A 10,532-nucleotide genomic window follows, 5' to 3' on the forward strand; every position below is an offset into this window, starting at 1 on the left:
GGTTTGCACCATCCCCTTTTATCTTGCTCTCCGCCGCCCCAGACCCTTCTCCCGGTCCTGACCGCTCATTGTGGTGGATCACGCTGGCGCTCATTTCTGCCACGGGACCCGCAACCGGGTCGCTCGACCGATGACCAGCGACCGGTCCACCGGCCCGAAATACCGCCCATCAAGGGAATCCGGGTGAGCCTGCAGCACGAAAATCTGATCCTCGCGAAGGACTCTGCATCCATGCCAAGAGGGCATTGGCCGCCCCAATCGATCCTCGTTTCTGGCCACCGCGACAGTCACAACGTCGAGCAGTATCTCGCGTTTGCGGCGGCAGATTTTGTCGCCGCCGACGGCGACAATGCGCTTGATCAACGGCACGCCAAGCAGCAAATAGCGGCGCGTTTCGACGAGGTTTCGGACGCGTTCGGGCACCTCCATCAGCACCAAATCGCCCCGCCCGACAGGCGCGTTGTCGATCCAGTAGAAGCCGATCCGGGCGCTGGTCGAGCCGTTGTAGACCAGCTTCGTCGGCAGCTCCGCGATGCTTGCCGCGACCAGCACGAGCACCGAGACAGTCATTGCCGAGAGCGTAGCGACCCTCATCGGCGCACCCGTTTCGCGGCCAGATGGGCCGCATGTTGATCCTGGGAATAGGCGCGGACATCCCGTCCGGTCGCGAGCCGAACATGGACGTGACGGTAGTAGGCGGGTGACACGTCTTCGAGGCCAAAGCCGCTGCTTTCCAGCTGATCGATCACCGCGAGGGCGCGCTTGACGCGCGCCTGTCCGGTCATCAAAAGCAGCACCTCCGCGCCCGGCACCACACCGGGAACGCGGCTTAGCAGCAGCGACGGGTATTGCACCTCGATGATCGTGAACCGCCAGTCCTGCGTGCCGTATTCGTTGGCGCGCCAGCGCACATAGCCGAAGACCTGGCCGGGTTCGAACACGGCGATCGAGCGTTTCCGGTCGAGCTCGATCCGCTCGACCGGCGTGCCGAAGCGCAGCCAGTAATTGAGATATTCGGGATAAAAGGCGATCTCGACGCGCGTCAGAAACTCACTCATCGGCGGTCGAATCCTTCTTTCTGAGGTTCGACCAGTCGTTCAGATCGTCGATGTGGTAGCGCACGTGGCGGCCATGTTTGCGGTAGATCGGCCCACCGCCATAGACACGCATTTTTTCGAGGGTGTTGGGCTTGAGCTTGAGGAAGCGCGCCGCTTCCTTCGTCGTCAGGAAGGGGCCGTCTTCGTCCCAGCGCGGTTCATTGTCGGTCATGGTCGCTCCGATGCTGGTCAATCGAAGCGGCCCACCCCTCCAGTCACACTGTCATGCGCCGAAAGAAAGCCGCTCCGAACAGCGCCACCATTGGCGAAGGACAGCCATTGCGGGACCGGCGAAAACTCGACCTTGAGTTTTCGCCAGACCTTCGAGCGCGATTTGTTCGATTGAAGATGCGAAAACCCCCGCGCCGGGTGGCGCGGGGGCTCTGTTTGAAGCCCTCAGCTCGGGTTCCACAGGATCGCCATGACGTCTTCGTCGTCCTGGCCGGCGGCGCGACCGAGATTGGCGTAGATCTTGTGCGGCCCGAATTCGGGGGCTGCGAAGGTCAGCGAGACGTACGGATTGCCGCTCGTCTTGCCGGTCCGGTTCCAGCCGCCGCCGATCTCCACACGGTCCTCGGTGTAGACCCGGAAGTCGGGCTGGGCGTCGCTTTCCTTGGCCCGGTTGGGCTGGATGCGGATGCGCTTCTTCAGGCTCATCATCGCGAGCGTGCCTTCGAAAGCGCCGTTTTCCGTCTTCGTCACATATCCAAGTGCCTGTGCCATTTCTCAGTCTCCTTGTCGTTTGCCGCCTCGGGGCCCATCCCCTCGGCTGACGCGGGACCGTCGATGGCGGGCGGCGGGCGGGCGAACCCGTCAGGGCCGCAGCGCAAGCGGAGGACCGGCGGCGTGCGGTTTTTTGGAGCGAAGCGGCCCGCGAGGAAGTCCGCCCGCATAGGCGGACGGGGAAAAAGCCGCGCGACGCCGGTTTCGCCCGACCGGCGTTCGCCATAGCTCCATAAAGCGAGAAGCCGAGGGGATGGGCCCATGGCGCCCGCGTTGCAGGGAGACCGAAATGGCCGCCGGGTGCCTGGATATGTGACGAAGACAGACGGGGGACCCGGCTCGGTCAGCGCTCCGCCTGATCAGCCTCTTGCGCCTCCGCGCGCACTGGCAGCGTCCCTACCCGACCGGAGATCATCCCAGCCTGTGGAGATCGGCGGTGGCGGGAACCGCTCAACGCTGCAGAACCGGCCCGATCCAAGCTTCTCGCCTGAGCCGACTATCAGGCTCGAATTTCGTGAGCGGAGTCACTGCCAATTCTTGACGGGTCGCCGGCCGGGACGACGAAACATCATGACGATCCGCGCAATCCGTTGATGCAAATAGCCCCCGCGCCGCTTGGCGCGGGGGCTCCCGGATACCACATGACCGCCCAATCGGCGGGGCGCGGACCTCCAGCATTGGGTGAAAGGTCCGCGCCCCGCCTCCCCCGGATCAACCGAGAATGCTAGCTGGAAAGCTGCTTGGCGCGGCGGGCGTTTTCGGTGAGCCGACCGGCTCCGGCCTTAGTGTAGGCGGTAAAGGGGAACCCCATATAGCGCGGCAGCCAGCCTTCCTTCTTCTCGCGCCCCTCGCCGGTCAGGAAGTCGCGGACGATTTTCTTTTGCACCTTGGCCGTGGCGCTGACGTTGCCATCCGCGACCGCCTTGCCGCCGATATGTTTGAGCATCGCATTGATCGCGGCCTTGTCGCGGATGAACTCGAAGAAGGCATCGTCCGGCTCCCAGACCGCGCCCATATCGACGTTCAGATGGCATCCGATCTGCTCGATGACGCAGGTGCCTGCCTGCAAGGTCTCGGCCATGACGAAGGTCAGAGCGCGCATCACCTCGGCGTCACTGAGCTTTATGAGAGTGGCGAACAACTGCCCGGCGCGATGGTCGTCGCCGTTGGAGCGCACGACCGAAGACCCAAGTTGGGGCAGGCCGAGAAGTTTCAGGATTTCGGTGTGCTCGGCGTCGAACGCAGCCTGTGCCCTCGATTTGGCAAGGCTCTCGGCGGTGATCTCCTTGTCGGCCTTTTGCGGTTCAGGCCGCGTCTGCCATAGAGCTGACCCGCCGATGGCATGGGCGACCATGAGGCGCAAGGCGAGTTGCGGCTGGCTCAACAGTGCATGGCGCACGGCGGCATGCCGGTGCAGTTCGATATAGTTCTGCGCGGCGGCGGTGAGTTCGGGACGTACCGCCTGCGCTTCCGCTTCCGTGGCATCGCCACCGGCCAGTTTCCTCAACCGCTTGTCATGCTCCTTTCGCGTGATGAACCCTTCGTGGAACGCCACTTCGCCATTAGGCCGGACCTCGACATAGGCCCGTCCGCCGTCCTTCTTCGCAGTCTTCACATGATCCCATGAATGGAAGTGCTCGCCGCAGTCGAGGACAACCACATCGTCCCATCCGGCCTTGATCAGCGCTTCGCGTTTCTCCGCGATCGCCGCGTTCTGCAGTAACCAGAACTGTTCGGTGTCGGCGAAATAGCCGCCCTCCCCGAATAGGTCGGTGACGATCTCACCGGTGTAGCTGTCGAGCGGAAACAGCGCGACGCCGGTCTTGATCTCGCCGCCGAACAGCCATTGCTTTAGCTGCCAGCCACGCGGCGCGTACTGTTCGGGATCGCGGAACAGGGCGAGCCATTCGGCCTGCTGCGCCTCGCTGGCGAGCGTCAGTTGCCGGATGGTCTGCGTGTCGATTTCCTCGGCGCGATAGGCTTCGCGAATGTCCGGCAACAGATTGCCAAGCGCCAAAGCGCGTTTGACCATGATCTCGGTTGTGCCGAAGGTGGCGGCGATGTCCTCGACCGTCCGGCCTTCCGCAACCAGCCGGGCGAACGTCTCATATTGCGCCATTTCGTCGGGGTCGAGCCGGGCGATGTTCTCGATCAGCGAAGCCTCGAGTGCTGCCGCATCGTCGCCGTCTGCCATCACGGCGCACGGCACCGGTTCGACTTCGCCGCCTTCCTTGGCGATCGTTTTGAGCGAGAAGAACCGCCGCCGCCCGGCGACGATCTCGTAGCCCTTGCCGTTCGGGCGAACGAGCAGGGGCTGCTGCACACCACGCGCCCGGATGGACGGCAGGATGTCGGAAACGTCCGGGGCCTTGCGGGCATGGCGCATGTTGAAGGCGGAGACCTTCAACTGGTCGAGCGGGATGTGAGTGAGTTCCATGGGTCAGTCCTCCTGCTTGTGGTCGGGGGTAGATGCGTCGCGTGCGGCGGCGCGAAGAAAATCGATGAGGTCGCACTGATCGCGTGCGGCCTGATCGAACAGGCCGACATCGCAGGGCTTCTGCGCGGCATCGGGATTGCGTTTCGGGGTCATCGGCGCGGCCATCCGGGCGACAATCCGGTCGCGCAGCGTGATCGGCGCGACACCGGGAACGAGAACCTGCTCGCCTTCGGGCGTGATCTCGGTCGCCGTGGGGCGGGTGGCCTCGGTCATCGCCCTGCCCTCACCGCGACCAGAAGACATGAACGTCCTCGAAGCCGAGTTCGACCGTGAACACGTCGCCGTTAAGTTCCAGGTCGCGGGCCATCGCCGCGTAGTCGATGTAGTGGATCAGCGTCGGCGGGATGTCGGTGGTTTCTTCGGTGATCTCCTGCACGAAGTCGGCAAGCGAGCGATAGCGCCCGGCATATTCATCAAAGGCAGCCTCGGCCTGATCGATGTCACCGCCGAAATGCTCCAGCACCTTCGCACCCAGCTCGCCGCGCTCGGCGATGAACGCGGCCAGCGCCACAACGCGGTCGATGCCGGAATATTCGTGAAGCTCCACGCCATCGAAACCCTCATGGTCGTGGATCGCCCATTCCTCCGCGCCGGGGATGGGAGAGGTTTGCAGCATCGCGGAAATCTCCGCCTGTATGGCTTCCGGGTCCTGATTGGCGTCGATCCAGCGCCCGTGCAAATAGCCGTTGTTGTAGGCCGCAAGGCAGGCCACATAGATGCGTAACCCCGTGCTTGCCGCTTGCTTAAAGGTTGGTTGGGTGTGCTCGGTCATGGCCGCTCTCTCCGTCTCCCCGCCGCTTTCCCCCGAGGTGGGGGGCGGCGAAGAGGCCCGGCAGCCCCGAGCTTCAGAGGCGCGGCGCAACCGGTTCGGTAGGAGAAAAAGAACGAGCTTGACGGACAAAAAGCCGAAGCGGTTGCGGCGCGACCGCTCGGGGCTATAAGGGCCGACCGCCCCCCACCTCGGGGGAAAGCAAAAAAGAAAACCGCGCCGGCTTTAGCCGGCGACCTTATCCCGAAACGTGAGCTTCGGGCCCGCGCCAGGGGGCGAAGCCGGATGGCCGAGACCGACCGAGCGAAGCGAGGAGAAAGCGGGCTCGGTTCACGAGCACCCGGTGCGCGGCGAGAGCCGCGCAGGCGCCCTTGCTATGAGTCCCGCTGCTGCTGCTGGCTGGGCAATGCGGAAACTGCCCGATTTCAGACTTTGGCTTACTTGCGAGACTTGCCATCACTGCGATCGAGCAAAGTCGCAGGTTCGATCTGGAGAACCTTCGCCAACTTATCGATCATATCTATGCTGGCACCGTAAACGCTGCGTTCAAGCGCACTGATATAGGTTCGGTCGACGCCCGCCTCATGCGCAAGCGCCTCCTGCGACAGTCCCCTTTTTTGGCGGTGCCGGCGCAGATTGCGGGCAAAGACCTCTCGAATCTCCATGCATGAGAGGCCAGCCTCTTGTCGAGCATTTCACCACGGAGTATTCTCGACAAAGCGACCTTGAATTCTTGAAGTGAAATTGACTTGCCTTAAGAACCCGGCAAAGAGGACGCGAATGCGAAGTTTGGGGAGATCATGCAAGTAGCTGGCGGAAAGCAGTCACTTTCGGACGAAGTGCCGTGGTCTGACAGCCTGACCGTCTACGACAACGAGCACTTCACGATCTATATGCGACTCTTGGACGCCTCTGCCGATGAGGCGAGCGAGGAGGAAATGGCCGAGCTCATCCTCGGCATCGACCCGGTGAAGGAACCGGAGCGCGCCCGGAAAGCAGTGCGAAGCCACCTCGATCGGGCAAACTGGATCGTGACGACCGGATACAAGGAACTGTTTGCCGGCTGACAGGCGCCGCTGACGCTGGCATGGACTGGTTCTCCTTTACAGGAGGAATTCGCGATATCCGCCTTTCATCAGCGCACGGCCGCGCACAACGGCGCGGCGGATGCGATCGCGAAGATGATTGCCCGGGTCTGCCCAGTCGTCCTGGATGCGCTCCCAGCCCAACAGCGCAATCGCGATGTCGCGGTGCGGCGCCCCGTCAAGGCTGCCGTCGAGTGCCCGAAGCACGAAACGAAGGCGATTGCCGCGTGCGTCCGCCGGAAAGAGACCGGCTGGAAAGCGGCCTTTGGCGTGAAGCGCATTGAGGCAATCGAGCGCCATCAGACGATGTTTCGCCGATGTGGCGTGCCAGATCGCATCCACGCGCAGCCGCACAGGTTCCGTAATATCCGCGCCGGTGGCACAGAGCTGGAGATTCCGGCCGCCAGCACGCAGCAAAACGTGCTGATGGTCATCAGATGTCGTCAGGATCGTTGTGTGGCACGACATACCGGCCAGATCAAAGAATGGCGGCGCCGCCGGGCGATCGGCAATGACCGGTAGTACCCGCGGACATTGCCGCGGGCACCAGAAGACAGAAGCATCAGAGCTTGCGGAATCGGCGAAACAAAATACCCCAGCGTGACAGATCCACCGTCGACCTGATCGCCTGGAGCGCCGCGCGCCCTTTGGAGCACGTCGCCTGCCGGACCGCGATGGCGAGCTGCCGCCTGAACTCCGGATTGCGCCTGAGGAATTCCCACGCCCATTCGCGCCGCGTCAGGCGAGCGGTGTAGGCGTATGCTTTCTCATTCCGCCAGTCCGGCCGGTCAGCATCGGAACATGTCGCCATCATGCCGGTTCACCTCCCCATACGAACAGAAACGCTGCTGACAACCATCAGCTGCCGCGCGCGGACACGGGTGCCCACAGAACGGGTTTGGCAAGACCGCTAATACGGCGGACCTCGTTGAGGCTCTCAGCTGATACGGGAAGAAACCCGGCAACGGCGCGCGTGGTGCCGATGGTCCGCGGTGCAGCGATGCGTTCCAGTGGCCAGCCTGCACGGTTCAGGATCCGCTCCATGCGCAGATCGGTCACGGTCACAATCTTGCGCAGGCCGCGCGAGAGCCCGAATTCGATCATGCCGGCAAACAGTTCGTAGGTGCCGCGCGCAATGCCCCCTGCCCTTTTTGGAGCGGATGGCGGCAGGTCCAGTGCAAAACGGCTGCTCTCCCAGACATGAGGCGTCTGCGGCGCCGACAGGCCGTCCAGAAGGGCGGGGAATGTGTCGCGCAGCATTGTGGGCCCGGTCGTGGGTAGGAGACGGACGCACCCATCGACGCGCTCTTCCTCACCACGAAGCAGGAGATAGTGAGGCTTCAATGAGTCGAAGGTGTCGATCTCGAACCCGCCGCTGGTACAAACGTCCCAATCGAGCCGCCCCTTGAAGACGCGGTAGCGCAGGCGATGCATTTCGTTAAGTTCGTCGGCGAAGTCGCCGTATTGATCGGGCGCAATAAGCTGCAACATCAGGGCCTCCTCGCAAGAATGACCCTGAAATTGAATGTGAAGCGGACCCGCGAAGCATCCTGTCGAGTTTCACAGGAACCAAATCAAACTAATCATCGACGGACCGGTCCGTTGGCGGAAAAGCGGGCGATGGCCTGCGCTCTGGTGCGAACGCCGAGCTTTGCCTTGGCGTTGTCGAGATGAAATGTAGCCGTGCGCTGCGTGATATCCAGTATGGAGCCGATATCGCGTGCCGACTTGCCGCGGGCCGCCCATTGCAGGCATTCGTATTCACGCGGTGTAAGCAGAACACCATCCACAATTCGATTATCTGAGAGCTTGCGACGGATATGGATGTGAAAGCACGTAGCCATGAGTTGAAGCGCCTGCTCATAGCGATCGGTGACACGCAGGAAGGCTGGATTGAGTTCGTCAGCGGCAAAGGTCATCGCTGCAACGCAGCCCCGGCGATCCACAATCGGGATAGTCAAACCACAGCAGATGCCGAACTCAGCTGCTTCATCGAACAGTCGTTGCTGAACCTGTGATCTCTCAACCCCACTTCGATCCGGCCCCCATCGGAACGGACATCCGCCGCACCGAGCACGCATTATGACGGGATCAATTTCCTGATACTGGTTGTACAAATAGTGCGCGGTCCAGCGACTTGGATAGTTCGATATCAACTTGGGTTTGCCCGACGGACGCGACGTCAACGAAAGATAAGCAAATGTGAGGATACCGAGGCTTTCTGACACACCAGCCATTACTTCACGGAAATCCTTCTCGTCAACGCTGTCCCACAAGCGCTCAAGGAAAGGTCCGAAGATGCCTTGTGTATCCTTCATCATGGACCGGTGCGACTTACCGGCCAATCCAATCGCCCGGCTCAAAGCCGTGGAGAATGCTTTGCAAAAAAGGCATATGGCTCGCCGTGGCCAGATCAATCCGGACGTCCCGGATAGAGTGTTCAATCATTGATTCGTCCTCAACGGCCGTGGACGACTCGGAGGCGGCTGGTTATTCAGGAAGTGGGATTTTTTCAGCTGGCTGAAGGATTTCGAAACCCCGTTGCACCGCGGGCCGATTTGCAATTTCGAGATACCAACGCTTTACATTGGGATATTCGGCAAGGTCGATTCCGATGCGACCGAAACGAGAAACCCAGGGCCAGGCGGAAATATCTGCAATACTCAATTCCTCAGCCAAGAATTCTACCTCTTCCAGACGCTTGTCCATAACGCTGTAGAGCCGTGCAACTTCTTTCCTAAAACGGTCCAGCGCAAAGGGCGCCATATCAGCATTCGTCTGGAAAAATCCGAGCTGCCCGGACACTGGCCCCTGGCCGGCAGAATGCCAGAAAAGCCACTCTATGCAGGACCAGTAATTGCGTTGACTGCAAGGGATAAGTCGCCCGGTAAGCTGGCCGAGATAAAAGAGGATCGCCCCGGACTCCATGAGCGTCACCCCCTGCCTGTCATCAACGATAGCCGGGATCTTGTTGTTCGGGCTGATCTTCAGAAAGTCAGAGGCAAATTGCTCGCCTTGCCCGATATCGACAGGCACCACTTTATAAGTGACGCCCATCTCCTCGACTGCGATGTTGGCTTTCTGGCTATTCGGAGTCGTCCAAGTGTAAAGGTGGATCAAGGCACTCTCCTCCCTCTGGTCGGGAAACTAAAGGTTCAGCGGACTGAGTGCTCATGAATTTTGTGCGGCCTGTAATAATAAAACGGGGCATCCAAATTGATAACCCCAGGAGCGCCTGCTCCTGATGGCCGGGAATATGGCAAGTTCGCAAAGCGAACGTGCCCATATGGACAGAGATCGGCGGACAAGCCCGTCGCCAACTCAGACTCTGGAGGATATACTGCTTCAGGCAGCCGGGTTGGTGCATCCGCTATGAGGCACAATACCATGGTTGGTACGCTTATCATCAATGTCGATGTTCACACCGGCGCAGCCAGAGCACTGACCGCCGAGCCGAGTTCATGCCAAGAGTTCAGGCGTCAGAGTTGGCACCCGTCTCCGCCGAGGGATATCTGTGCGAGGGCTAGGCTCAGGACCTATTAATTTGATGTGAGATGTGATTCACGGTCTCTGATAAGGAGGCCCTGATGAGTGATTTGTTTTTGCTGAGCGAACGGCAGATGGCGCGGATATCGCCGTACTTCCCGTTGTCGCATGGCGTTCCGCGGGTGGTCGACCGGCGTGTGGTGAGCGGCATTGTCTACGTGATCAAGAACGGCCTGCAGTGGAAGGATGCGCCCAAGGCGTATGGCCCACACAAGACGCTCTACAACCGCTTCATCCGCTGGAGCCGGCTCGGCGTGTTCGACAGGATCTTCGCAGCGCTGGCCGGCCAAGGGCCACAACCTGAGCGCATCATGATCGACGCCACCCATCTGAAGGCCCACCGCACGGCGGCGAGCCTGCTTAAAAAGGGGATGTTCCCCGTCGTATCGGGCGCACAAAAGGCGGGCTGAACTCCAAGCTGCATGCCATTTGTGATGCACAAGGCCGTCCGCTTATCCTGCTTCTGAGCGAAGGCCAGATGAGTGATCACAAGGGCGCCAGGCTCATGGTCGACGTCTTGCCGCCCGCTGCCAGCCTCATTGGCGACAAGGGCTACGACAGCAACTGGTTTCGCCAAACCCTCGCCGACAGGGGCATCGAGCCCTGCATTCCGCCGACCAAGAGCCGCAAGCAGCCGCTCGACTACGACAAGGCGCTCTACCGCCAGCGCCACAGAATTGAGAACATGTTCGGCAAGCGCAAGGACTGGCGGCGCATCGCCACGCGCTACGACCGATGCGCCCACACCTTCTTTTCGGCAATCTGCATCGCCGCAACGATCATCTTCTGGCTTTGATCAATGAGTCCTGAGCCTA

15 protein-coding genes are annotated in these 10,532 nt (G+C 61.2%); 2 read left to right on the forward strand and 13 right to left on the reverse strand.

The window, feature by feature from the left end; genetic code table 11:
• Positions 1 to 90: 90 nt before the first annotated feature.
• From SIN08_RS05530 to SIN08_RS05565, 8 genes are all read right to left on the reverse strand, one after another.
• On the reverse strand, positions 91 to 570 hold the full coding sequence (locus SIN08_RS05530) for a S26 family signal peptidase (RefSeq protein WP_322450586.1): 480 nt from the start codon (positions 568 to 570) through the stop codon (positions 91 to 93).
• 20 nt (positions 571 to 590) lie between these two features.
• Entirely contained in the window at positions 591 to 1,058 is a 468-nt protein-coding gene (locus tag SIN08_RS05535) for a DUF2840 domain-containing protein (RefSeq protein ID WP_322450587.1), read from the reverse strand.
• Complete coding sequence (locus SIN08_RS05540) at positions 1,051 to 1,269, reverse strand: helix-turn-helix domain-containing protein (protein WP_322450588.1); 219 nt, start codon at positions 1,267 to 1,269, stop codon at positions 1,051 to 1,053. Before SIN08_RS05540 ends, SIN08_RS05535 begins: the two co-directional genes overlap by 8 nt.
• 224 nt (positions 1,270 to 1,493) lie before the next feature.
• A complete protein-coding gene (locus SIN08_RS05545) occupies positions 1,494 to 1,820 on the reverse strand; it encodes a DUF736 domain-containing protein (RefSeq protein ID WP_322450589.1) in 327 nt (108 codons plus the stop codon).
• A 724-nt stretch (positions 1,821 to 2,544) separates the two neighbouring features.
• The gene (locus SIN08_RS05550) at positions 2,545 to 4,257 is read right to left on the reverse strand and encodes a ParB/RepB/Spo0J family partition protein (protein ID WP_322450590.1); all 1,713 of its coding nucleotides are present in this window, start codon (positions 4,255 to 4,257) and stop codon (positions 2,545 to 2,547) included.
• Positions 4,258 to 4,260: 3 nt separating this feature from the next.
• Entirely contained in the window at positions 4,261 to 4,530 is a 270-nt protein-coding gene (locus SIN08_RS05555) for a hypothetical protein (protein WP_322450591.1), read from the reverse strand.
• 10 nt (positions 4,531 to 4,540) lie between these two features.
• Positions 4,541 to 5,089 (reverse strand): antirestriction protein ArdA, encoded by a 549-nt coding sequence (locus SIN08_RS05560; RefSeq protein WP_322450592.1) that lies wholly within the window; start codon positions 5,087 to 5,089, stop codon positions 4,541 to 4,543.
• Between the two features lie 434 nt (positions 5,090 to 5,523).
• Complete coding sequence (locus SIN08_RS05565) at positions 5,524 to 5,751, reverse strand: helix-turn-helix transcriptional regulator (RefSeq protein ID WP_322450593.1); 228 nt, start codon at positions 5,749 to 5,751, stop codon at positions 5,524 to 5,526.
• Positions 5,752 to 5,886: 135 nt separating this feature from the next.
• Between SIN08_RS05565 and SIN08_RS05570 the strand changes: the two genes are divergently transcribed.
• The gene (locus SIN08_RS05570; protein WP_322450594.1) at positions 5,887 to 6,153 is read left to right on the forward strand and encodes a DNA -binding domain-containing protein; all 267 of its coding nucleotides are present in this window, start codon (positions 5,887 to 5,889) and stop codon (positions 6,151 to 6,153) included.
• A 36-nt stretch (positions 6,154 to 6,189) separates the two neighbouring features.
• Here the strand turns inward: SIN08_RS05570 and SIN08_RS05575 are convergent, their stop codons facing one another.
• From SIN08_RS05575 to SIN08_RS05595, 5 genes are all read right to left on the reverse strand, one after another.
• On the reverse strand, positions 6,190 to 6,639 hold the full coding sequence (locus SIN08_RS05575) for a DNA -binding domain-containing protein (RefSeq protein ID WP_322450595.1): 450 nt from the start codon (positions 6,637 to 6,639) through the stop codon (positions 6,190 to 6,192).
• Positions 6,640 to 6,733: 94 nt separating this feature from the next.
• The gene (locus tag SIN08_RS05580; protein WP_322450596.1) at positions 6,734 to 6,985 is read right to left on the reverse strand and encodes a transcriptional regulator domain-containing protein; all 252 of its coding nucleotides are present in this window, start codon (positions 6,983 to 6,985) and stop codon (positions 6,734 to 6,736) included.
• 44 nt (positions 6,986 to 7,029) lie between these two features.
• A complete protein-coding gene (locus SIN08_RS05585; protein ID WP_322450597.1) occupies positions 7,030 to 7,662 on the reverse strand; it encodes an acyl-homoserine-lactone synthase in 633 nt (210 codons plus the stop codon).
• Positions 7,663 to 7,754: 92 nt separating this feature from the next.
• Positions 7,755 to 8,492 carry a LuxR family transcriptional regulator gene (locus SIN08_RS05590; protein WP_322450598.1) on the reverse strand — a complete coding sequence of 246 codons (738 nt, stop codon included), beginning with the start codon at positions 8,490 to 8,492 and terminating at the stop codon, positions 7,755 to 7,757.
• 169 nt (positions 8,493 to 8,661) lie between these two features.
• Complete coding sequence (locus SIN08_RS05595) at positions 8,662 to 9,291, reverse strand: glutathione S-transferase family protein (protein WP_322450599.1); 630 nt, start codon at positions 9,289 to 9,291, stop codon at positions 8,662 to 8,664.
• 467 nt (positions 9,292 to 9,758) lie between these two features.
• Here SIN08_RS05595 and SIN08_RS05600 point away from each other — a divergent pair.
• A protein-coding gene (locus SIN08_RS05600) for an IS5 family transposase (RefSeq protein WP_322450512.1) occupies positions 9,759 to 10,513 on the forward strand; the annotation gives its coding sequence in 2 pieces (ribosomal slippage) (positions 9,759 to 10,092 and positions 10,092 to 10,513; 756 coding nt in all).
• Positions 10,514 to 10,532: the final 19 nt, after the last annotated feature.

Source organism: Chelativorans sp. M5D2P16 (assembly GCF_034427935.1).
GTDB lineage: Bacteria > Pseudomonadota > Alphaproteobacteria > Rhizobiales > Rhizobiaceae > Chelativorans.